This is a genomic window from Microbacterium sp. ZKA21, assembly GCF_050434165.1.
GTDB lineage: Bacteria > Actinomycetota > Actinomycetes > Actinomycetales > Microbacteriaceae > Microbacterium.
The window spans coordinates 117,105-138,990 of record NZ_JBNPVV010000005.1 but is presented as its reverse complement, the minus strand read 5'-3'; the positions used below and the strand labels follow the sequence as shown (position 1 = coordinate 138,990).

At 68.4% G+C, this 21,886-nt stretch carries 20 protein-coding genes and 1 tRNA gene; 2 read left to right on the top strand and 19 right to left on the bottom strand.

What is annotated here, in order from left to right:
- Nucleotides 1-33 precede the first annotated feature (33 nt).
- Nucleotides 34-2,664: a DNA polymerase I gene (gene polA / locus M2317_RS11940; RefSeq protein ID WP_429460420.1), complete on the bottom strand. Its 2,631-nt coding sequence runs from the start codon at nucleotides 2,662-2,664 to the stop codon at nucleotides 34-36.
- Nucleotides 2,665-2,727: 63 nt separating this feature from the next.
- Between polA and M2317_RS11935 the strand changes: the two genes are divergently transcribed.
- On the top strand, nucleotides 2,728-3,132 hold the full coding sequence (locus M2317_RS11935) for a hotdog fold thioesterase (RefSeq protein ID WP_429460743.1): 405 nt from the start codon (nucleotides 2,728-2,730) through the stop codon (nucleotides 3,130-3,132).
- Nucleotides 3,133-3,152: 20 nt separating this feature from the next.
- On the opposite strand, the gene M2317_RS11930 is transcribed toward M2317_RS11935, so the two are convergent.
- Nucleotides 3,153-3,653 (bottom strand): GNAT family N-acetyltransferase, encoded by a 501-nt coding sequence (locus tag M2317_RS11930; protein WP_429460741.1) that lies wholly within the window; start codon nucleotides 3,651-3,653, stop codon nucleotides 3,153-3,155.
- 32 nt (nucleotides 3,654-3,685) lie between these two features.
- Nucleotides 3,686-4,303, bottom strand: coding sequence for an ANTAR domain-containing response regulator (locus M2317_RS11925; protein WP_429460418.1), 618 nt, complete (start codon nucleotides 4,301-4,303; stop codon nucleotides 3,686-3,688).
- Between the two features lie 100 nt (nucleotides 4,304-4,403).
- Here M2317_RS11925 and M2317_RS11920 point away from each other — a divergent pair.
- A tRNA-Leu gene (locus M2317_RS11920) sits at nucleotides 4,404-4,486 on the top strand.
- Nucleotides 4,487-4,551: 65 nt separating this feature from the next.
- Here M2317_RS11920 and M2317_RS11915 read toward each other — a convergent pair.
- The 16 genes from M2317_RS11915 to M2317_RS11840 form a co-directional block, all read right to left on the bottom strand.
- The gene (locus M2317_RS11915) at nucleotides 4,552-5,217 is read right to left on the bottom strand and encodes an esterase/lipase family protein (protein WP_429460416.1); all 666 of its coding nucleotides are present in this window, start codon (nucleotides 5,215-5,217) and stop codon (nucleotides 4,552-4,554) included.
- Nucleotides 5,218-5,272: 55 nt separating this feature from the next.
- Nucleotides 5,273-6,724, bottom strand: coding sequence for a pyruvate kinase (pyk, locus tag M2317_RS11910; protein ID WP_429460414.1), 1,452 nt, complete (start codon nucleotides 6,722-6,724; stop codon nucleotides 5,273-5,275).
- A 55-nt stretch (nucleotides 6,725-6,779) separates the two neighbouring features.
- Complete coding sequence (locus M2317_RS11905) at nucleotides 6,780-8,246, bottom strand: glutamate synthase subunit beta (RefSeq protein WP_429460412.1); 1,467 nt, start codon at nucleotides 8,244-8,246, stop codon at nucleotides 6,780-6,782.
- Nucleotides 8,239-12,759 (bottom strand): glutamate synthase large subunit, encoded by a 4,521-nt coding sequence (gene gltB, locus M2317_RS11900; protein ID WP_429460739.1) that lies wholly within the window; start codon nucleotides 12,757-12,759, stop codon nucleotides 8,239-8,241. The genes M2317_RS11905 and gltB overlap by 8 nt, the downstream gene beginning before the upstream one ends.
- Before the next feature lie 141 nt (nucleotides 12,760-12,900).
- Nucleotides 12,901-13,932 (bottom strand): prolipoprotein diacylglyceryl transferase, encoded by a 1,032-nt coding sequence (lgt, locus tag M2317_RS11895; protein ID WP_429460411.1) that lies wholly within the window; start codon nucleotides 13,930-13,932, stop codon nucleotides 12,901-12,903.
- Between the two features lie 10 nt (nucleotides 13,933-13,942).
- Complete coding sequence (gene trpA, locus M2317_RS11890; protein WP_429460409.1) at nucleotides 13,943-14,749, bottom strand: tryptophan synthase subunit alpha; 807 nt, start codon at nucleotides 14,747-14,749, stop codon at nucleotides 13,943-13,945.
- Complete coding sequence (gene trpB / locus M2317_RS11885; protein WP_429460407.1) at nucleotides 14,746-15,954, bottom strand: tryptophan synthase subunit beta; 1,209 nt, start codon at nucleotides 15,952-15,954, stop codon at nucleotides 14,746-14,748. Before trpB ends, trpA begins: the two co-directional genes overlap by 4 nt.
- Complete coding sequence (gene trpC / locus M2317_RS11880) at nucleotides 15,951-16,730, bottom strand: indole-3-glycerol phosphate synthase TrpC (RefSeq protein ID WP_429460405.1); 780 nt, start codon at nucleotides 16,728-16,730, stop codon at nucleotides 15,951-15,953. The genes trpB and trpC overlap by 4 nt, the downstream gene beginning before the upstream one ends.
- Complete coding sequence (locus tag M2317_RS11875; RefSeq protein WP_429460403.1) at nucleotides 16,730-16,960, bottom strand: HGxxPAAW family protein; 231 nt, start codon at nucleotides 16,958-16,960, stop codon at nucleotides 16,730-16,732. Before M2317_RS11875 ends, trpC begins: the two co-directional genes overlap by 1 nt.
- A gap of 45 nt (nucleotides 16,961-17,005) precedes the next feature.
- A complete protein-coding gene (locus M2317_RS11870; protein ID WP_429460402.1) occupies nucleotides 17,006-17,593 on the bottom strand; it encodes a Trp biosynthesis-associated membrane protein in 588 nt (195 codons plus the stop codon).
- Entirely contained in the window at nucleotides 17,590-17,946 is a 357-nt protein-coding gene (hisI, locus tag M2317_RS11865; RefSeq protein ID WP_429460400.1) for a phosphoribosyl-AMP cyclohydrolase, read from the bottom strand. Before hisI ends, M2317_RS11870 begins: the two co-directional genes overlap by 4 nt.
- Entirely contained in the window at nucleotides 17,943-18,704 is a 762-nt protein-coding gene (gene hisF / locus M2317_RS11860; RefSeq protein ID WP_429460399.1) for an imidazole glycerol phosphate synthase subunit HisF, read from the bottom strand. The genes hisI and hisF overlap by 4 nt, the downstream gene beginning before the upstream one ends.
- Nucleotides 18,704-19,543, bottom strand: coding sequence for an ATP phosphoribosyltransferase (gene hisG, locus M2317_RS11855; RefSeq protein WP_429460398.1), 840 nt, complete (start codon nucleotides 19,541-19,543; stop codon nucleotides 18,704-18,706). Before hisG ends, hisF begins: the two co-directional genes overlap by 1 nt.
- 40 nt (nucleotides 19,544-19,583) lie before the next feature.
- Nucleotides 19,584-19,847 carry a phosphoribosyl-ATP diphosphatase gene (locus tag M2317_RS11850; RefSeq protein ID WP_429460396.1) on the bottom strand — a complete coding sequence of 88 codons (264 nt, stop codon included), beginning with the start codon at nucleotides 19,845-19,847 and terminating at the stop codon, nucleotides 19,584-19,586.
- On the bottom strand, nucleotides 19,844-20,527 hold the full coding sequence (gene rpe, locus M2317_RS11845) for a ribulose-phosphate 3-epimerase (protein WP_429460394.1): 684 nt from the start codon (nucleotides 20,525-20,527) through the stop codon (nucleotides 19,844-19,846). Before rpe ends, M2317_RS11850 begins: the two co-directional genes overlap by 4 nt.
- Nucleotides 20,524-21,882 (bottom strand): RsmB/NOP family class I SAM-dependent RNA methyltransferase, encoded by a 1,359-nt coding sequence (locus M2317_RS11840; RefSeq protein WP_429460737.1) that lies wholly within the window; start codon nucleotides 21,880-21,882, stop codon nucleotides 20,524-20,526. Before M2317_RS11840 ends, rpe begins: the two co-directional genes overlap by 4 nt.
- Nucleotides 21,883-21,886: the final 4 nt, after the last annotated feature.

The following is a 21,886-nucleotide window of genomic DNA, read 5'->3' as shown; positions in this document are numbered from 1 at the left end:
CCCAGCGTACTGCGCACCCCTACCGCTGCCACCTCAGTGCGCGGCCTCGTTCCAGTCGTGCCCGCGCCCGACCTGGACATCCAGCGGGACGGACAGTTCGGCGGCACCGGCCATGCGGGCGCGCACGATCTGCTCCGCGGCATCCCACTCCCCCGGCCCGACCTCGACCACGAGTTCGTCGTGGATCTGCAGCAGGACCCGCGAGCGCAACCCGGCAGCGACGAGATCGTCGTGGATGCGGAACAGTGCGATCTTCATGATGTCGGCCGCGCTGCCCTGGATCGGCGCGTTGAGCGCTGCACGCTCCGCGTTCTCACGAAGCACGCGGTTGGGGCTGGTGAGGTCGGGGAACGGTCGGCGTCGACCGAAGATCGTCTCGGTGTACCCAACCTCCTTGGCCGCCAGCACCGATGCGCGCAGGTAGTCGCGCACTGCGCCGAACCGGGCGAAGTACTCCAGCATCAGCTGCTTGGCCTCGGCCTGCTCGATGCGCAGCTGCTTGGACAGGCCGAAGGCGCTCAGGCCGTAGACCAGGCCGTACGACATCGCCTTGACCTTCGTGCGCATCGCCGAGGTGACGTCCGCAGGGTCGACGCCGAACACCCTGGCCCCGACGAAGCGGTGCAGATCCTCGCCGCTGTTGAACGCCTCGATGAGACCTTCATCACCGGACAGGTGCGCCATGATGCGCATCTCGATCTGCGAGTAGTCGGCCGTCAGAAGGGTCTCGTAGCCTTCCCCGACCTCGAACGCGCTGCGGATGCGCCGTGATTCCTCGGTGCGCACGGGGATGTTCTGCAGGTTCGGGTCCGTGCTGGACAGGCGACCGGTCTGGCTGCCGGTCTGCACGTATGTCGTGTGAATGCGGTGATCGTGCTTGATGGCCGTGTCGAGCGACTCGATGATCTGCCGCAGTTTCGTCGCCTCGCGGTGCTGGGACAGCTGTTCGAGGAACGGGTGCGGGCTCTTCTCCTGGATGTCGGCCAGTGACGCGGCATCCGTGGAGTACCCGGTCTTCGTCTTGCGCGTCTTCGGAAGCTGCAGCTCTTCGAACAGCACCTCCTGCAGCTGCTTGGGAGACCCGAGATTGACCTCGCGGCCGATCGTGGCGAAGGCATCCTGTGCGATCGCGTCTGCGCGCGTGCCGAGCTCGCCCGAGAACGTCGAGAGCACGTCATGCGACACGGCGACGCCCGCGATCTCCATGTCGGCGAGTGCCAGGAGCGTCGGCAGCTCGATGTCGGTGAGCACGGCGGCGACCGACCCCGGGATGTCCGCGCGCAGTGCCTCGGCGGTCCGCAGGGTGAACCAGGCCTCCTGGGCAGGGGTGGCTCCATCCGTCTCGGGGACGAGCTGGGTCGGATCCGCTTCGGGGAGCTTCTCGCCGAGGTAGCGCTCGACAAGGTTTCCGAGCGTCTTGTCGGGGAAGCTCGGGCGAAGGAGCCATCCGGCCAGGATCGTGTCGTACGCGAGCCCACCGATGCGGATGCCTGCGCGCAGCAGCGCCTTCACCTGAGGCTTGGCGTCGTGCATGACCTTCGGGGCAGCGGACTCCAGCCAGGGACGCAGCGCCTCTGCCGTCTCAGCGTTCCAATCGGTCTCGTGCAGGCCCGTGCTCCCGGCGACGCCCATCCGGATCGGCATCCCCCCGGCGAGCACGAGGGTGAGCGCGAGCTCGCCGCTCTGGGCGGAGAGCCAGTCGGCGAGGTCGCCAGCCGACGACTCGACCGGCGCGGGGACGACCACGGCAGGCGTGTCGTCCTCGACCGCCTCGGCACCGACCGCCTCGAACACGCGCGGCAGCAGCGTGCGGAACTCCAGACGGGCGAAGATGTCGCGCACCGCCTGCGCGTCGATCGGGGCGACCACGAGATCGCCGGGCGCGAGAGGCAGCTCGACGTCGGTGAGCAGGCGGTTGAGCTTGCGATTGCGGCGCACGTCGTCGATGTGATCGCGCAGGTTGCCGCCGACGACGCCCTTGATCTCATCGGCGCGCGCGATGAGCTCGTCGAGACTGCCGAACTGGGTCAGCCACTTCACCGCGGTCTTCTCCCCCACCTTCGGCACCCCTGGCAGGTTGTCGCTCGTCTCGCCGACGAGCGCGGCGATCTCGGGGTACTGCTCCGGTCGGACGCCGTAGCGCTCCTGGACGGTCGTCGGGTCGTAGCGCTTCAGCTGGGACACGCCCTGGACGGAGGGGTAGAGCAGGGTCACATCGTCGTTCACGAGCTGGATGGTGTCGCGGTCGCCCGAGACGACGAGGACGTCGTACCCCTGCACGGAGCCCTGCTTCGCCAGCGTCGCCAGGATGTCGTCGGCCTCGATGCCCTCTTTCGTGAGGACCGGGATGGACATCGCGGCGAGGCAGTCCTGCAGGAGCGGGATCTGGCCGCGGAACTCCTGCGGCGTCTCGGACCGGGTGGCCTTGTACTCGGGGTACTCGTCGGTGCGGAACGAGTGTCGTGACGTGTCGAACGCGATCGCCATGTGGGTCGGCTTCTCGGCCTTGATGAGGTTCACCAGCATGGACAGGAAGCCGTAGATGGCGTTCGTGTGCTGGTTGTCCTTCGTCGTGAAGTTCTCGACCGGGAGAGCGAAGAAGGCACGATAGGCGAGCGAATGGCCGTCGACGACCATGAGGGTAGGCTTTGCGGAGTCCGTCACCCTGTCAGCCTAACGAGGACGACAGACACGCGCTGAGGAGGATCGTTGAGCGACAGCATCCGGATGAACGGCCTGGAGTGGGCGACCGCCCGTGGCATGGGAGCCCTGGCCGAGAAGATGGGAATCGAGTTCACTGAATTCGCCATCGAACGCGCCGTCGCCACCATGCCCGTCGAGGGCAACACGCAACCCGTCGGCCTCGTGCACGGCGGCGCATACGTGGTGCTCGGCGAATCGCTGGGGTCGATGGCCGCGAACCTGCACGCGGGCCCTGGGAGGCTCGCCGTCGGGGTGGACATCAACGCGACGCACACGCGTTCGGCCACGTCCGGCGTCGTCACCGGCGTGTGCACGCCGATTCATCTCGGGCGCAGCATCACGGTGCACGAGATCGTCGTGTCCGATGATCAGGGGCGTCGGTGCTCGACGATCCGCATCACGAACATGATCAAGGAAATGCCCGCCTGACGCCGGCGCGTACGGCGGAATCAGGCGGCGAGGATCCGCTGGAACAGGACGTGGTCCTGCCACTCCCCCGCGATCCGCAGGTACTTCGGCGCGATCCCGATCCGTTCGAAGCCGTTCGCCGCGAGAACCCGTTGCGATGCGGCGTTGTGGAGCAGCGTCGCCGCCTGCAGACGGTGCAGCTGCAGGACGGATGCCGCGTGCTCCCGCACCGCGGCGACAGCACGGGTCATCGATCCGCGGCCGGCATGCTCTCGGTCGATCCAGTAGCCGAGATCCGCGCTCCAGAACGCACCGCGCACGATGTTGTTGAGGTTGACGAGACCGACGATGGCGTGGTCGTCACGGATCAGGACGAAGCGGGCGCTGCGCCCGGCATCCGATTCGACCAGCGAAGCCGCGACGTGCGATTCCTGCCACTCAGGCGTGAAGAACCGGTCGTCGCGTTCGGGATCCCAGGGAGCCAGGTGCTGACGGTTGCGCTCGTATGCTGCTGCCAGCATCTCTCCGTCGCCGGGTTGCAGCAGACGGAGGCGGATGCCGTGCTCGAGTTCGATCAGGCCTTCTTGGGAGCGAGCTGCTCGATGATCGCCTTGGCGACGTCCTGCATCGTGAGACGGCGGTCCATCGATGCCTTCTGGATCCAGCGGAACGCCTCGGGCTCGGAGAGGCCCATCTTTTCGTTGAGCAGGCCCTTCGCGCGATCGACGAGCTTGCGCGTCTCGAAGCGCTCGACCATGTCAGCCACCTCGGCCTCGAGCGTGATGATCTGCTCGTGGCGGGCCAGAGCGATCTCGATCGCCGGCAGCAGGTCGTTCGGCGTGAACGGCTTGACGACGTAGGCCAGTGCGCCGGCCTCGCTCGCGCGTTCGACGAGCTCCTTCTGGCTGAACGCGGTCAGCAGCACGACGGGGGCGATGTTGCCCTTGTGCAGCTTCTCGGCCGCGCTGATGCCGTCCAGCTGCGGCATCTTGACATCCATGATGACCAGATCGGGGCGGAGCTCGGTCGCGAGCGCGACGGCGGTCTCGCCGTCTCCCGCCTCACCGACCACGTCGAATCCGTTGTCTCGCAGGATCTCGACGATGTCGAGACGGATCAGCGATTCGTCTTCGGCGACGACGACGCGTCGCGGAGCGGATGCCGTGGACTGTTCAGCCTGTTCTTCGGTCACCCGTTCATTCTACGGGAGAGCGGGCACTGTCCGGACGACGGCGCGTCGGAGACCGTGGAGACTGCATGATCCTGCGCTACAGTCGTAGACGCGATACAGGGCCGGCGTGGCGGAATGGCAGACGCGGAGCACTCAAAATGCTTTGTCCGAAAGGGCGTGTGGGTTCGAGTCCCACCGCCGGCACTCGAATCGCAATGGCAACCGGACAGGCTCCATCAACAGCGCATACCGCCGGCGCCCCACGGCGCTCAGCCCGTGAGCTCCTCGAGTTCGTCGAGGATGCGGGGATTCGTGAGCACCCAGAAGTGCCCGCCGGTGTCCAGCGGTACGTTCTTCGCCCCTGGTAGCTCGCTGCTCTCCGGAATGTGCGGGTCGAAACGCGGATAGATCGACACGATCCTGGCGTTCGCGTCCAGCTCCCTGGCGAGCTCGACGATGGCGGGGTCCAGCGGCGAGAAGGCGCGCAGTGTGCGCCACGGCATGATCCGTCCCCACGCGGAACCGTGGAACGGCGTCGCGACGGCCAGCATCCCTCGGATGCGCGCACCGGCCGGCCCCGCCATGGCGAGCTTTCCGGCGAGTCCGCCCTTGCTGTGGGCGACGACGATCACGTCGTGCAGATCGGCACTCTCGAGGAATGCTGTGACGTCTGCGGCGATCTCGAGGATCGGCCGTCGATTGCGGTGCAGCGCCCGCACGACGTGCACGGGGTGGCCGCTCTCGTGCATCGCCGCCACGAGCGGACGCATGAACTGCCAGGTCTCGTAGACGCCGGGGAGCACGATGACGGGCACGCGTGAACCCGAAGCGTAGGAATCGGGATCCGTCCGGTCGACGAACGCCCGCGCCTGCCACGCGAGCGCGTAGGCGTAATCACGGACCCACCATCCCGCTCGGCGCAGCAGATGCGTCATCGTCGATACGTCACAGGGCGCGGGGTGGTGATCCCGCGCCCCGTGACGAGGTCCATCAGGCCCCGGCGGCCTTGTAGATCGGAGCGGCACCGCCGACGGCATCCCCGACCTTGTGGACGCGGATGTCATTGGTCGAGCCGATGATCCCTGGAGGGGACCCGGAGATCACGACGACCTTGTCGCCTTCGACGGCGAGACCGTTGCCGAGAAGGTAGTCGTCGACCTGGTGGAACATCAGGTCGGTGTGCTGCACGACATCGACGAGGATCGACTGGATGCCCCAGGTGAGCGCCATACGACGACGGATACCGGGCTCCGGTGTGAACGCGATCATCGGGATGCGCGAGCGCAGCCGCGACAGACGCCGGGCCGAATCACCGGACTGCGTGAACACGCACAGGTACTTCGCGTCGACGAACTCGGCGACCTCGAGCGCTGCGAGCGTGATCGCGCCACCCTGCGTCTTCGGCTTGTTGGTGAGGTGACTGATGCGCTCGAGGCCGTGCTCCTCGGTGGACTCGATGATGCGCGCCATGGTCTCGACGACCACGATCGGGTACTCCCCCACGCTCGTCTCGCCGGACAGCATGACCGCATCGGCACCGTCGAGGACGGCGTTGGCGACATCGCTGGTCTCGGCGCGCGTGGGCACGGGGCTGGAGATCATCGACTCGAGCATCTGCGTCGCGACGATGACCGGCTTCGCGTTGCGACGAGCCAGCTCGACGGCACGCTTCTGCACGATCGGGACGGCCTCGAGGGGCAGCTCCACACCGAGATCGCCACGGGCGACCATGATGCCGTCGAACGCGTCGACGATCTCCTCGAGAGCGTCGACGGCCTGCGGCTTCTCGATCTTGGCGATGACGGGCACCTTGACGCCCTCTTCGGCCATGATCTCGTGCACGCGGACGACATCGGAGGCGTTGCGGACGAACGACAGCGCGATGAGGTCGGCACCGATCTTCAGGCCCCAGCGGAGGTCCGCCTCGTCCTTCTCGCTCAGCGCGGGCACGTTGACGGCGACACCGGGCAGGTTGATGCCCTTGTTGTTCGACACGGCACCGGCGACGATGACCTTCGTCGTGACGACGGTCCCGTCGGTCTCGACGACCTCGACGCGGACCTTGCCGTCGTCGATGAGCAGGAAGTCGCCGGCCTTGACGTCCTGGGGCAGGCCCTTGAACGTGGTTCCGCAGATCTCGCGGTTGCCGATGATGTCTTCGGTGGTGATCTTGAAGATGTCACCGACCTCGAGCTCGTAGGGACCGGCCTCGAACTTGCCGAGACGGATCTTCGGGCCCTGCAGATCGACGAGCACGGCCACCGCCTTGCCTGCGTCGTCGGCAGCACGACGGACGTTGGCGTAGTTGGCGTCATGGACGGAGTAGTCGCCGTGGCTGAGGTTCAGTCGGGCGACGTCCACTCCGGCTTCGATGATGGCCCGCACGTTCTCATAGGAACTCGTGGCGGGGCCGAGGGTGGCGACGATTTTCGCGCGTCTCAACAGAAGTCTCCAGGGTAGAAGAGGGAATAGAACTGGCGACGGTGCCGCAGTCAGCCTACGCGGGCTGGAGGCCGATCGCGACATCCGTCGGACGCACCGGTGCGGGCAGCACCGTCTCGCCCATCAGGAAGCGGTCGACGCTCGCTGCGGCGGCACGGCCCTCTGCGATCGCCCACACGATGAGCGACTGCCCGCGTCCGGCGTCTCCGGCCACGAACACGCCGGGGATCGTCGACGCGTAGGAGTCGTCGCGCTGGAAGCTGCCGCGGTCGGTGACCTGCGGCAGGGTCTCCTCGGTGTAGCCGTCCTGCTCCGGGCCGGTGAAGCCCATCGCGATCAGGACGAGGTCAGCGGGGATCTCGCGCTCGGTACCGCTCTTGGGCACGCGCCGGCCGTCGACGAACTCGGTCTCGGCGACGCGCAGCGCGCGCACCTCACCGGCGTCGTTGGACAGGAACTCGACGGTCGAGGCGAGGTAGACCCGCTCCCCGCCCTCCTCGTGCGCCGAGGACACTTCGAACACGGTCGGCATCATCGGCCACGGCTGGTGATCCGGCCGCGCGTCGCCCGGCTGGCGGCCGATCGCGAGGTTCGTGACGCTGAGCGCCCCCTGGCGGTGCGCGGTGCCGATGCAGTCGGCACCGGTGTCACCGCCGCCGATCACGATGACGTGCTTGCCCTCGGCCGTGATCTGGTTGGGCACTTTGTCGCCTGCGACGGCGTGGTTCGACTCGACGAGGTACTCCATCGCGAAGTGGACGCCGTCCAGGTCGCGACCGGGTATTGCCAGATCGCGGGGAACGGTCGAGCCGGTCGCGATGACGACCGCGTCGTACCTGGCGCGGAGGTCGGCCCAGCTGATGTCCTTGCCGATCTCGACGCCGGCACGGAACCGCGTGCCCTCCTCCTGCATCTGGCGAAGGCGCGCCTCGACGTGGCTCTTCTCCATCTTGAAGTCCGGGATGCCGTAGCGCAGCAGACCGCCGATGCGGTCGTCGCGCTCGAACACGGCGACCGTGTGTCCAGCACGCGTCAGCTGCTGGGCCGCAGCCAGACCCGCGGGCCCGGAGCCGACGACCGCGACGGTCTTGCCGGTGAGGCGCTCCGGCGGCTCGGCCTCGACCCAGCCGTGCGAGAACGCCTCGTCGACGATCGAGACCTCGATCTGCTTGATCGTCACGGCAGGCTGGTTGATCCCGAGCACGCACGAGCTCTCACAGGGCGCAGGGCACAGCCGACCGGTGAACTCCGGGAAGTTGTTCGTGGCGTGCAGTCGCTCGATCGCCGAACGGCCCTCGCCCCGCCAGGTGAGATCGTTCCACTCCGGGATCAGGTTGCCCAATGGGCAGCCGGAGTGGCAGAACGGGACACCGCAGTCCATGCAACGGCCGGCCTGGCGGCGCAGCACGGCCTGGTCGCCCGGCTCATAGACCTCTTTCCAGTCCATGATCCGCACCGGGACGGGACGGCGAGCGGGAAGCTCCCGCTCCGTCACCTTCAGAAAGCCCTTGGGGTCAGCCACCGGTCACCTCCAGGATCCGGTTCCAGATGACGTCGCCGTCCGGGTCGAGCCCGGCCTGCTCCGCCTCCTGGCGCATGTTCTGCACCGCGGCGAAGTCGCGCGGAAGCACCTTGACGAATTCGTTCGCCACGTTGTCGAAATCGGCGAGCATGTCTGCCGCCAACGGGGATGCCGTGCGCTCGACGTGCTCGGTGAGAAGACTCCGCAGCACCTCGAGGTCGGCGCGATCGAGCTGCTCGAGGCGCAGTTCGCCGCTGTCCAGGGACTGGGCGTTCACCTTGTCGGTGCGCAGCGAATGGACGTACGCGATGCCGCCGGACATGCCGGCGCCCAGGTTGCGTCCCGTCGTCCCGAGGATCACGGCGAGACCACCGGTCATGTACTCGAGCGCGTGGTCGCCCACGCCCTCGACGACGGCCGTGGCACCCGAGTTGCGCACCAGGAATCGCTCGCCGACGACGCCGGAGATGAAGATCGTCCCGCCGGTCGCCCCGTACCCGATGACGTTGCCTGCGATGACGTTCTCCTGCGGGATGATCGTCGCGCCGCGCGGCGGACGGATCGTGATGTCGCCGCCGGAGAGGCCCTTGCCGACGTAGTCGTTCGCATCGCCCTCGAGGCGCAGCGCGATGCCGGCGGGCATGAATGCGCCCAGCGACTGCCCGGCCGTGCCGGTGAGGGTGACGTCGATCGTCTCGCGTGCCAGGCCCGCCGCACCGTAGCGCGTGGTGACCTCGTGGCCGAGCATGGTGCCGACCGCGCGCTCGGTGTTGCGGATCGGGAGCTCGATCAGGACGGGAGAGCCGTCCGCGAGCGCCTCCTGCGCCATCTCGATCAGCTGGACGTCGAAGTGCTCGTCCAGCTCGTGGTCCTGCTCGCGGCCGCTGCGCCGGGGTTCGGATGCAGGGAACACCGGTCCCTCGAGGATCGGCGACAGATCCAGTCCGTCCGCCTTCCAGTGCTCGATCGCGGCGTTCGTCTCGATGAGATCGGCGCGTCCGATGATCTCATCGAGCGAGCGGTAGCCCAGTTCGGCGAGGATCTCGCGCACCTCTTCGGCGATGAACTCCATGAAGTTCACCACGAATTCCGGCTTCCCAGTGAAGCGTTCGCGGAGCACCGGGTTCTGCGTCGCGACGCCCACCGGGCACGTGTCGAGATGGCAGACGCGCATCATGATGCATCCGCTCACGACGAGTGGAGCCGTGGCGAAGCCGAACTCCTCCGCTCCCAGCAGAGCGCCGATGATGACGTCGCGGCCGGTTTTGAGCTGCCCGTCCACCTGGACGACGACGCGATCGCGCATGCCGTTGAGCATGAGCGTCTGCTGCGTCTCGGCGAGACCGAGCTCCCACGGAGTGCCGGCGTGCTTGAGCGAGTTCAGCGGGCTCGCGCCGGTGCCGCCATCGTGCCCGGAGACGAGGATGACGTCACTGAGTGCCTTCGCGACGCCCGCCGACACCGCGCCGATGCCGGACTGGCTGACGAGCTTGGTGTGGATGCGGGCTCCAGGGTTCGCGCGCTTCAGATCGAAGATCAGCTGCTTGAGATCCTCGATCGAGTAGATGTCGTGGTGCGGCGGCGGCGAGATCAGTCCGACGCCGGCGGTCGCGTGACGCGTGCGCGCCACCCAGGGGTACACCTTGCCTGGCGGCAGCTGACCGCCCTCGCCGGGCTTGGCGCCCTGCGCGAGCTTGATCTGGATGTCATCCGCCTCGGTGAGGTACTGGCTGGTCACGCCGAATCGACCTGATGCCACCTGCTTGATCGAGCTGCGGCGTTCGGGGTCGACCAGGCGATCGGGCTCTTCGCCGCCCTCACCGGTGTTCGACTTGCCGCCGATGCGGTTCATCGCGATCGCCAGCGTCTCGTGGGCCTCGCGGGAGATGGAGCCGTAGCTCATCGCGCCGGTGGAGAACCGCTTGACGATCTCGCTGACCGGCTCGACCTCGTCGAGCGGCACCGGCTTGCGGTGCCCCGTGCGCAGCGAGAAGAGTCCGCGGAGCGTCTTCAGCTCGGCGGCCTGATCGTCGACGAGCTTGGTGTACTCGCGGAAGATGTCGTACCGACGCGTGCGGGTCGAGTGCTGCAGCCGGAACACGGTGTCCGGGTTGAACAGGTGCGGCGAACCGTCACGGCGCCACTGGTACTCGCCTCCGGTCCACAGCCGCTCATGTGCGCGTGCCGCGGCGTCCTCGGGGTAGGCGTAGTCGTGACGCGCCTGGTTCTCGGCGTACACCTCGTCGACGCCGATGCCCCCGAGCTTTGACTCGGTGCCCGTGAAGTAGGCGTCGATGAACTCCTGGCTGAGTCCGACGGCCTCGAAGACCTGGGCGCCGGCGTACGACGACACCGTGGAGATGCCCATCTTCGACATGATCTTCAGCACGCCCTTGCCGAGCGCGTAGATCAGGTTGCGGACGGCCTTCTCCGGCGAGATGCCGGTGATGAAGCCGGTGCGCACCAGATGCTCGACCGTCTCCATCGCGAGATACGGGTTCACGGCGGACGCCCCGTAGCCGATCAGCGTGGCGACGTGGTGCACTTCGCGGACGTCGCCGGCTTCCACGATGAGCCCGACCTTCAGACGGTTCTCACGGCGGATCAGATGGTGATGGATCGCGGAGATCATCAGCAGCGACGGGATCGGAACGAGGTCCTTGTTGGAGTCGCGATCCGAGAGGATCACGAACTCGGCGCCCTCTTCGATCGCGGCATCCACTTCGGCGCACATCTCGGCGATGCGGTCGGGAAGCGACTGCGGTCCGGCGTCGAAGTGGTAGAGGCCGCGGATCGTCACGGAGCGCCGTGCCGGCATCGCCTTGTCGATGTGGCGGATCTTCGCCAGCTCGTCGTTGTCGATCACCGGGAAGTCGAGCGTCACCGTGTGCGCATGATCCGGCCCCCAGTCGAGCAGGTTGCGTTCCGGCCCGATACCGAGCTTGAGGCTCGTGACGACCTCTTCGCGGATGGAGTCCAGCGGCGGGTTGGTCACCTGGGCGAACTGCTGCGTGAAGTAGTCGAACAGCAGCCGCGGACGCTCGCTGAGCACCGCGATCGGCGTGTCGGATCCCATGGCGCCGAGCGGCTCCGCACCGTTCTGGCCCATCGGGGTCAGAAGGATGCGCACCTCCTCCTCGGTGTAGCCGAAGGTGCGCTGACGGCGCGTGATGGACGCCGGCGGGTGCACGATGTGCTCGCGCTCGGGCAGATCGGCCAGGCGCACGGAGCCTTCGTCGAGCCACTCCTGCCAGGGGTGGAGGGTCGCCAGGTGCTGCTTGATCTCGTCATCCTCGACGATGCGGCCGGCGGCCGTGTCGACGACGAACATCTTGCCGGGCTGGAGCCGGCCGCGCCGCTTGATGCGCTCCGGCTCGAACTCGAGCACACCGGTCTCGGATCCGATCACGACGAGGCCGTCGGTCGTCTCGGTCCAGCGTCCAGGGCGCAGTCCGTTGCGATCGAGGGTGGCGCCGACCAGCGTGCCGTCGGTGAAGATGAGCGCGGCGGGGCCGTCCCACGGCTCCATCTGGTTCGAGTGGTACTCGTAGAAGGCGCGCAGCTCTGGAGAGATGTCCGCCTGCTTCTCGTATGCCTCGGGAACCATCATCAGGATGGCGTGCGGCAGGCTGCGCCCGGTGAGGGTGAGCAGCTCGAGCACCTCGTCGAAGGATGCCGAGTCGCTCGCGCCGTCCGTGCAGATCGGCAGCAGCGGACGGATGTCGCCGAGCAGCTCGGACTCGAGCTGCGACTGGCGGGCGCGCATCCAGTTGCGGTTGCCGCCGACGGTGTTGATCTCGCCGTTGTGCGCCAGCATCCGCAAAGGCTGAGCGAGCGGCCAGGACGGGAACGTGTTGGTCGAGTAGCGCGAGTGCACGACGGCGAGTTCGCTGGCGAAGCGCTCGTCCTGCAGATCGGGGTAGAACGGCTCGAGCTGCAGCGTCGTGACCATGCCCTTGTAGCCGAGCGTGCGGCTGGAGAGGGTGACGAAGTAGGCGCCGAGCTCGTGACCGGCGCGCTTGCGGAGCCGGTAGGCGACGCGGTCGAGCTCGATGCCCGAGAGCGCGGGGGAGTCGCCCTTGGCGGGGCGCGCCACGAAGAGCTGCTCGAACGCGGGACGCGCTTCGTCGGCGAGCTTGCCGAGGTGCTCGTTGGCGGTCGGTACGACGCGCCAGCCGAGGACCGTCAGTCCCTCTTCGCGGGCGATCTTCTCGACGCCGGCCTTCTGAGTGCGGCGCTCCCCCGCCTGCAGCGGGAGGAACGCGAGTCCGACGGCGTATTCGCCGACCGGAGGAAGTTCGAACCCCGTCACAGCGCGGAGGAACTCGTCGGGCATCTGGGTCAGGATGCCTGCGCCATCTCCGGTGCCGGCATCTGAGCCGATCGCGCCGCGGTGCTCCAGGTTTCGCAGGGCTTCGAGCGCCTGCTGGATGATGTCATGACCTGGCGTGCCGCGGAGCGTGGCGACCATGGCAAGGCCACAGGCGTCCTTTTCGAACGCCGGGTTGTACATGCCCTGCTTCGGGGGGTAGGCGCCGGAGGCGCCGTAGGGAGGCTGGAAGTACACCAGTTACCGTCCTCAGTTATTCAAGTGACACCGGGGACGACGTCGGCCCGCTCGTTCAGTGCAATGGATCTCCCGCCACGAGGCGGCTTATCGGGCGCCTGCCTCGTTCGTGGGAGCGGTGCTTGTGGCGGTGGCTCCTGCGGTGACCTCTTCGGCCGGAGGCTCGCTCACGTCCACGAAGTCAGAGGGATTGTCTTGCGATTGTACATCAGCGTCGGCATCCTTCCGGCTGTAGCCGGGCTGGTAGACGGAGGGTTCGCGACCGGGGTGACGGCGCGTCTGGACCATGAGGATGACAATGCCGACGACGACGCCGATGATGGCCGCCCAGACGTTACTGCGCAGGCCGAGGATGATCTCGCTCGGGTCGATCCGGATCGACTCCCACACGATGCGTCCTGCGCTGTACCAGATCAGGTAGACCGCGAAGAGCCGGCCCCACTGGAAGTAGAGGTTGCGACCGAGCCAGAGCAGGACGAGCACGCCGAGACCGTTCCAGATGACCTCGTACAGGAACGTCGGGTGGAACAGCGTGCCGTCCGCGAGTCCGGGTGGGAACGCCGGATTGTCGGATTCGATCTCCAGGCCCCACGGGACATCGGTCGGCAGTCCGAACAGCTCATGGTTGAACCAGTTCCCGAATCGACCGAGCGCCTGCGCCAGCAGAAGGCCGGGTGCCAGAGCGTCGGCGAAGCTCCAGAAGCGGATCTTCGCCCAGCGGCAGCCGAGCCATGCACCGACCGCACCGCCGATGAGGGCGCCGTAGATGGCGATGCCGCCCTCCCAGATCGCCCAGATCGATCCGGGCTGGAAGGGATTCCAGGTGTTGATGCCCTCGCCGAAGTAGTCGTTCGGGTGCGTGAACACGTGATAGAAGCGGGCCGCGATGATCGCGAGCGGCACCGCGATAATCACGATGTCGATGACGATCCAGGGCTCGGCCCCGCGCTTGGTGAGGCGGTGGTTGGTCATCAGCGTGGCGACGATGATGCCGGCGATGATGCACAGCGCGTAGTAATAGATCGTCGGACCGCCCGGCCACAGGGTGAAGGTGTTCTCGGGCGGGCTCGGGATGCTGGTGAGCACGCCGTTGAGGGTGCTGGAGAGCGCGAGGGACATGAGTGCGATTCTAGTTTCTCTGATCGGTGCGATCGGACAGCGCAGTACCGGCTGCCAGGGAAAGCGTCGTGGCGGCGAGCCCGTCGAGACCGCCGTCGCGGAGGGCGCGGACCAGGGCCGTGCCCACGATCGCGCCATCCGCGTACTCGAGGACCGCGGCGATCTGCTCCGGTGTGGAGATGCCGATCCCCACGCAGGCGCAGCCTGCGCCGTGCTCGCGCAGACGCCCCACGAGCGTGCGGGCGGCCTTGTCCAGCTCGGCCCGCTCCCCCGTGATGCCCATGGTCGACACCGTGTAGATGAATCCGGTCGACGACGACGACACGAGGTCGAGGCGCTCGTCGGTGGACATGGGCGCAGCGAGGAAGATGCGGTCGAGTCCCGTCCGCTCGCTCGCGGCGATCCACTCGGCCGCGGCCTCGGGAGTGATGTCGGGCGTGATGAGCCCCGATGCCCCCGCGGCCAGCAGGTCGTCGGCGTAGCGGTCGACGCCGTACTGCACGACCGGGTTCCAGTACGTCATGACGACGACGGGCACGTCGGTCGCCGCGGTGATCGCACGCAGCGCCGTGAAGAGGTCCTTCGTGCGGTAGCCGGCGGCCAGGGCGGCCTGGGTGGCCTCCTGGATCAGAGGACCGTCCATCACCGGGTCGCTGTAGGGCGGACCGAGCTCGATGACGTCCGCGCCGTTCTCGGCGAGCGTGATCGCCGCGCGGATGCTGGTGTCCAGATCCGGATATCCGACCGGGAGGTAGCCGATGAAGGCTCCGCGTCCGGCCTCGTGCGCGCGCCGGATGGCGTCCTCGACACGGCTCATGCGCCGGGCTCCTCGTCGTACAGGTGGAAGTACTGCGCTGCCGTGTCCATGTCCTTGTCGCCTCGGCCGGACAGGCACACTGCGATGAGGGCGTCGGGTCCGAGCTCCCGTCCGATCCGCATGGCTCCGGCCAGCGCGTGCGCCGACTCGATCGCGGGGATGATCCCCTCGGTCCGGCTCAGCAGCCGCAGCGCCTGCATCGCCTCGTCGTCGGTCGCGGGGATGTACTCGGCTCGGCCGATGTCGGCGAGCCAGGAGTGCTCCGGCCCCACTCCCGGATAGTCGAGTCCGGCCGAGATCGAATGCGACTCGATGGTCTGGCCGTCCTCGTCCTGGAGGACGTAGGTGCGCGCGCCGTGCAGCACGCCTGGGCGCCCGCGCTCGATGGATGCCGCGTGCCGTGGCGTGTCGACGCCGTCACCGGCTGCCTCCACGCCGTACAGCTTGACGGAGTCGTCATCGAGGAACGCGTCGAACATGCCGATCGCGTTCGAACCGCCGCCGACGCAGGCGACCACGGCATCCGGCAGGCGACCGGCCGTGGCCAGCAGCTGCTCGCGCGCTTCCTCGCCGATGATCTTCTGGAAGTCGCGCACCATCGCAGGGAACGGGTGCGGCCCCGCTGCGGTGCCGAAGATGTAGTTCGTCGTCTCCACAGTGGCGACCCAGTCACGATACGCGTCGTTGATCGCGTCCTTCAGGGTGCGGGATCCGGTCTTGACCGCGATCACCTCGGCGCCCAGCAGGCGCATGCGGGCGACGTTGAGCGCCTGCCGCTCGGTGTCGACCTCGCCCATGTAGATGGTGCAGTCCAGGCCGAACAGCGCCGCTGCCGTAGCGGTCGCGACGCCGTGCTGCCCGGCGCCGGTCTCGGCGATCACGCGGGTCTTGCCGAGCCGCTTGGTCAGCAGCGCCTGACCGAGGACGTTGTTGATCTTGTGGCTGCCGGTGTGGTTGAGGTCCTCGCGCTTGAGGAAGACGCGTGCTCCCCCGGCGTGCTCGGCGAACCGCGGCACTTCGGTCAGGGCGGAGGGCCTCCCGGCGTAGCTGCTGAGCAGATGCGCCAGCTCGGCGCGGAAGGCCGGGTCGGCGATCGCCTGCTCGTACGCGGCGGTGAGCTCGTCGATCGCGGCGATGAGGGACTCCGGCATGTACCGTCCGCCGAAGTCGCCGAAGAACGGTCCTGACTGATCACGCAGGCTCATGCGCCGGCCTCCAGGAATCGATGCAGCGTGGCGACGGGGTCGCCGGTGACGAGTGCCTCGCCGATCAGCACGGCATCCGCACCCGCGCCTCGGTAGTGCGCGACGTCGTCCGGTGACAGCACGGCGGATTCGGCGATCTTCGTCGCGCCGTCGGGGATCAGGTGCCCGATGCGGCTGAACAGGTCGCGGTCGAGCTCGAGGGTTGTCAGATCCCGCGCGTTGACGCCGATGAGCGCAGCTCCGAGATCGGCGGCCACGGCGATCTCATCGGCGGAGTGCGTCTCGACCAGCGGCGTCATCCCGAGCTCGGTGATCAGGGCGAACAGCTCCGTGAGCACGCGCCGTTCGAGGCCGGCGACGATCAGGAGAGCCAGGTCGGCGCCCGCGGCGCGCGCCTCGAGCACCTGGTAGGGCGTCGCGATGAAGTCCTTGCGCAGCACCGGAACGGACACCCGGCTCGTGACCGCCTCCAGGTCGGCGAGGCTGCCGCCGAATCGGCGCTCCTCGGTCAGCACGCTGATCGCCGAGGCGCCGCCTGTCTCGTACAGCGACGCCTGATGCGCTGGGTCGGGGATCTCGGCGAGGGCACCGCGGGACGGGCTCGCACGCTTGACCTCGGCGATGATCTTGACACGGGATGCCGGGGCGAGTGCCGCACGGGCGTCCTTCGCAGCCGGACGGGCCAGGGCCGCCTTCTCGACGTCGGCGAGCGGGCGCATCAGCGCACGACGCTCGGCGTCTTCGACAGCGCCGGCCGTGAGGTCGGCGAGAACCACTAGTGCGCCTTCGGCGAGTACTTGGGGCCCTTCACGCCGTAACCGGCCTTCGCGAGGATCCAGCCCAGCAGCGCTCCGATGACGATGATCCCGACCGAGATCCAGACGAACAGCGGCTGCTCGAAGCAGTAGGCGACGGTACCGGCGGCGACACCGAACAGCATGACCACGACAGCGGTCCAGGCGGCAGGCGAGTGTCCGTGGCCGGGGTCTGCGATGGCGTTGCTCATGGGGATTCCTCCGGGTCGATGGCGGGCGTGGTCAGTCTACCGGTCTCAGCGCGTCGGGTCGGTTCCGCGGGACAGCTCGTCCCAGGAATCGATCGCATCGACGGGCCCGGATGCCGCGGTCGCGTCCGCATCCGTGCGGAATCGCTTGCCGCCGGCCTTCCAGCGGCGAGCCGTGCCGATCGTGAAGACGGCGGCGGCGAGGAGAATCGCCCACCCGACCAGTGCGACGGTCGGCCACGCGGTCGTCTGCACGGCATCGACGAGGTCGGCGATCGCGGCGTCGCCGGCGAGGCCCGTCACGTCCGTGACAGTGGCGGCGACCGCACCGAGGGGGCGGTTCAGCAGCAGCTCCAGGGTCGACCAGCCCAGCAGCACGGCGACCGCCGCACCGAGTGCGGCCAGGACGTATCGCAGCACCGGACCGACGATCGCGAGCACCGCGGCCAGGGCGAGCACGGCGAGGCTGAGCGGTGTCAGCAGCGGGAGCGCCTGCGCGCCGGTCACGAGGATCGGCTCGGCGGCGTCATGTCGTGTCGCGACGAGCCAGGTCTGCGTCGCCGAGAGCACGCCGATGCCCCCGGCCGCGAGGAACCCGAGGACCGCCATGGATCGTCCGCGTGCAGCTGCGGTCATGCGTCCGCCGCCGGAGCGGCCTCCAGATCGGTCGCGTCGAAGCAGGTTCGAGTTCCCGTGTGGCACGCCGGTCCGTTCTGGTGCACCTGCAGCAGGATGGCGTCTCCGTCGCAGTCCAGGCGCGCGCCGTGGACGAGCTGCGTGTTGCCGGAGGTATCCCCCTTGCGCCAGTACTCCTGACGCGACCGGGACCAGTACGTCGCGCGCCCCTCCGTCAGGGTGCGGCGCAGGGCCTCGGCATCCATCCAGGCGAGCATGAGCACTTCGAGCGTGTCCCACTGCTGCACGATGACGGGCGCGAGGCCGTCCGCGTTGAAGGCGACCTGCGCGATGCGTTCCTCCACGTCGCTCATCGGACCAGCACCCCCTCGGCTCGCAGCGCGTCCTTGACATCGCCGACCGTGAGGGCTCCGGTGTGGAACACGCTCGCGGCGAGCACGGCATCCGCTCCGGCTCTGATCGCCGGAGCGAAGTCGGAGGCCTTGCCGGCACCGCCGGAGGCGATGACCGGAACCGAGGCGACCTCGCGCATGAGGCGCACGAGCTCCAGGTCGAAGCCGTCCTGCGTTCCGTCGGCGTCGATCGAGTTCACCAGCAGCTCGCCGGCACCCCGCTCGGTCGCCTCGCGCGCCCATTCGAGTGCGTCGAGAGTCGTCTCGGTTCGGCCGCCGTGCGTGGTGACAACGAAACCGGATTCCGTGGTCGCTGCGCGCTTGACGTCGAGCGAGAGCACCAGGACCTGCGCGCCGAAGCGATCGGCGATCTCGCCGAGCAGTGCGGGACGGGCGATCGCCGCGGAGTTCACCCCGACCTTGTCGGCACCCACGGAGAGAAGCCGCGCGACGTCGTCGACGCTGCGCACTCCCCCGCCGACCGTCAGCGGCACGAAGACCTGCTCGGCGGTGCGCTGCACGACGTCGTAGGTCGTGGAGCGTTCGTCGACGGTGGCCGTGACATCCAGGAAAGTGATCTCGTCCGCCCCCTGCGCGGCGTAGTGCGCCGCCAGCTCGACGGGGTCGCCCATGTCGCGCAGGTTCTCGAAGTTCACGCCCTTGACGACGCGGCCGGCCGCCACATCGAGACACGGGATGACGCGACTCGCGAGCGCCATCAGAGCCTCGCGGCGTGGATCGCGGTGACCAGCAGCGCGCGCGCACCCAGCGCGTAGAGCGCGTCCATCACCTGATTGACGCCCTTGCGGGGGATCATGACGCGCACCGCGACCCAGCTCGGATCCTTCAGCGGCGAGATCGTCGGGGATTCACGCCCCGGCGTGATGGCCACGGCCTGGTCCACGAGGTCGGCGGGGAGGTCGTAGTCGAGCAGGACGTAGCGGCGGGCGACGATGACGCCACGCAGCCGCCGCAGCAGCGTCTCGGTGCCCTCGGCATCCCCCGGCCGGCTGATCAGCACGGCCTCGGACTCGATGATGACGGGTCCGAAGATCTCGAGACCCGCCTGGCGGAGCGTCGTCCCGGTCTCCACGACGTCGGCGATCGCGTCCGCGACACCGAGCCGGACAGCGGATTCCACGGCCCCGTCGAGCGGCACGAGTTCGGCCTGGACGCCGTGCTCGCGCAGATAGGCGTCCACGAGGCCGGGGTAGGCGGATGCGACACGGACGCCGTCGAGATCCTCGATGCTCGAGAACGCTCCAGGGGGCGCCGCGAAACGGAACGTCGAGTGGGCGAAGCCGAGCGACTGGATCTCGCGTGCCTGCTGCGGCACGTCCCTGAGCAGGTCGCGGCCGGTGATGCCGACGTCCAGGGCGCCGGAGGCGACATAGGTGGCGATGTCGCGCGGACGGAGGAAGAAGAACTCGACGTCGTTCTCGGCGTCGATGACGTGCAGGGTCTTGGATTCGCGGCGACCGGCGTAACCGGCTTCGGCGAGCATTTCGGCGGCCGTCTCGGACAGCGAGCCCTTGTTGGGAACAGCGATGCGCAGCATGGGGGTCTTTCAGTTCAGGAGAGCGACAGGGCGGAGCGCATCAGAGATGTCGGTAGACGTCCTGAAGGCTCAGTCCCTTGGCGATCATCATGACCTGCACGTGATACAGCAGCTGCGAGATCTCCTCGGCAGCGGCATCATCCGATTCGTACTCCGCGGCCATCCAGACTTCGGCGGCCTCTTCGACGATCTTCTTGCCGATGGTGTGTACGCCGCCGTCGAGCTCCGCGACGGTACCCGACCCCTCAGGACGGGTTTCGGCCTTGGTACGGAGCTCGGCGAACAGCTCGTCGAAAGTCTTCACGATCCCAGGCTAGCCGCTCGCGCGAGGTCCCTGAGCCCGATGACGGCGGCCTCGACGTTCTCGGCTCCGTACACGGCGGAACCTGCGACGAAGGTGTCCGCCCCGGCCGCCGCCGCCTGCTCGATCGTGTCCGCGGAGATCCCGCCGTCCACCTGGAACCACACGTTCGATCCTCGGCGACGCGCCTCGTTCACGAGTGCGCTCAGCTTCGGCATCGTCTCGGGCATGAAGCCCTGGCCGCCGAAGCCGGGCTCGACCGTCATCACGAGGACCTGATCGAACTCGTCGAGGATGTCGTACAGCGCTTCACCGGTGGTTCCGGGTTTGATCGCCACGCCGGCACGGGCTCCGATGCTGCGCAGTCGACGCGCGAGCGCGACGGGCTCGTGCGCCGCCTCCAGATGGAACGTGACGCTCGCCGCACCGAGCTCGGCGTAACCGGGCGCCCACAGATCGGGATCGCTGATCATCAGGTGCACATCCAGCGGCACCGGACTCGTCGCCTGGATTCGTTCGACCATCTGCGGACCGAACGTGAGGTTCGGGACGAAGTGGTTGTCCATGACGTCGACGTGGACGAAGTCGGCTGTGGCGATGCGGGCGAGTTCGGCCTGCATGTTCACGAAGTCGGCCGCCAGGATGCTGGGGTTGATGCGCGGCGCTTCGGGGAACGTGGTCATCGGGATCCCTTCTCGGTGCGCTGGAGCAGCGCGAGGAACATGGCGTCGGTGCCGTGGCGGTGCGGCCACAGCTGCACGCGGCCGGAGCCGTCGGAGGCGAGGTCGATCGGAGAGCGGCTCACCTGCGCGATCACGGCGCGAGCGTCGAGCTCGACGAGATCATCGCGTCCGCGCAGGACCTCGGACACCACGCCCGTGGTCTCGGCGAGATGCGGGGAGCACGTCACATACGCGACGACGCCTCCTGGGCGCAGCGCGTCGGCGGCCGCGTCGAGCAGCTCTGCCTGAAGACCGGTGAGCTCGGCGACGTCCGCAGGAGTCTTGCGCCAGCGCGCCTCGGGTCGGCGACGCAGCGCGCCGAGGCCCGTGCACGGGGCATCGACGAGGATCCGATCGAACTCGCCTGGACGCGCGGATGCCAGCGCGCGCCCGTCCTGCTCATGCACCGGCACTTCTCCGGAAATCGGTCGCAAGGCATTGCGCACCAGCCCGGCGCGGGCCGGGATGACCTCGTTCGCCTCGAGCCTGACGCCGTGCAGCTGCGCGATCGCGGCGAGCAGCGCCGTCTTGCCCCCAGGGCCGGCGCACAGGTCGAGCCAGCGCTCGCCCTCGTCGATCGGCGTCGCCGCGGTGAGCGCCAGTGCGACGAGCTGCGAGCCTTCGTCCTGCACGCGCACGGTGCCTGCGGCCTCGCCGAGGTAGACGTGCGGATCTCCCCCCGGAGCGCCGAAAGCGGTGGGCGCATACGGGCGTCGCGGCTCCGACGGCTGCGCCAGGCCGGGAAGCGCGGCCAGGGTCACCTCGGGCGACACGTTGTCGGCCTCGAGGAGCGCTTCGAGTTCTTCTGCGCGACCCTCCGCCGACAGCGCACGCCGAAGCGCTCGGATCACCCAGACCGGATGCGCCGTCTGCAACCCGAGGCGCTCGTCGTCCGAGCGCGCCGCCGCCGCGATCCGCTCGTCCCACTCCCCCGGGGTGTCGCGCGCGATCCGGCGCAGCACCGCGTTGGCGAAGCCGGCGGCCCCGCGGCTGTGCGCGGCGGCGAGGTTCACCGATTCGTTGACGGCCGCGTGCGAGGCGACGCGCGTGGCCAGCAGCTGGTGCGCCCCCAGTCGCAGGGCGTCGAGAACAGGAGTGTCGATGTCCGCGGCATCCCGACCGGCAGCCGAAGAGATGATCGCGTCATAGGTGCCCCGGCGGCGCAGAGTGCCGTACGTGAGCTCGGTCGCGAGGCCGGCATCCTGCGGCGAAAGTCCCGCCTCCGTGATCGCACCCGGCAGCAGCAGGTTGGCGTAGGCGTCCGATTCGCTCACCGCGCGGATCACGTCGTACGCCACCCGTCGCGCGGCTTGCACTGTG

What these genes read in the sequence shown, in the direction of transcription:
- M2317_RS11935 (WP_429460743.1), top strand. Translation starts at nt 2,728, where the DNA reads ATGAACGGCCTGGAGTGGGCGACCGCCCGTGGCATGGGAGCCCTGGCC.
- M2317_RS11915 (WP_429460416.1), bottom strand. Translation starts at nt 5,217, where the DNA reads ATGACGCATCTGCTGCGCCGAGCGGGATGGTGGGTCCGTGATTACGCC.
- gltB (WP_429460739.1), bottom strand. Translation starts at nt 12,759, where the DNA reads ATGTACAACCCGGCGTTCGAAAAGGACGCCTGTGGCCTTGCCATGGTC.
- lgt (WP_429460411.1), bottom strand. Translation starts at nt 13,932, where the DNA reads ATGTCCCTCGCGCTCTCCAGCACCCTCAACGGCGTGCTCACCAGCATC.
- trpA (WP_429460409.1), bottom strand. Translation starts at nt 14,749, where the DNA reads ATGAGCCGTGTCGAGGACGCCATCCGGCGCGCGCACGAGGCCGGACGC.
- trpB (WP_429460407.1), bottom strand. Translation starts at nt 15,954, where the DNA reads ATGAGCCTGCGTGATCAGTCAGGACCGTTCTTCGGCGACTTCGGCGGA.
- M2317_RS11875 (WP_429460403.1), bottom strand. Translation starts at nt 16,960, where the DNA reads ATGAGCAACGCCATCGCAGACCCCGGCCACGGACACTCGCCTGCCGCC.
- M2317_RS11870 (WP_429460402.1), bottom strand. Translation starts at nt 17,593, where the DNA reads ATGACCGCAGCTGCACGCGGACGATCCATGGCGGTCCTCGGGTTCCTC.
- hisI (WP_429460400.1), bottom strand. Translation starts at nt 17,946, where the DNA reads ATGAGCGACGTGGAGGAACGCATCGCGCAGGTCGCCTTCAACGCGGAC.
- hisF (WP_429460399.1), bottom strand. Translation starts at nt 18,704, where the DNA reads ATGGCGCTCGCGAGTCGCGTCATCCCGTGTCTCGATGTGGCGGCCGGC.
- hisG (WP_429460398.1), bottom strand. Translation starts at nt 19,543, where the DNA reads ATGCTGCGCATCGCTGTTCCCAACAAGGGCTCGCTGTCCGAGACGGCC.
- rpe (WP_429460394.1), bottom strand. Translation starts at nt 20,527, where the DNA reads ATGACCACGTTCCCCGAAGCGCCGCGCATCAACCCCAGCATCCTGGCG.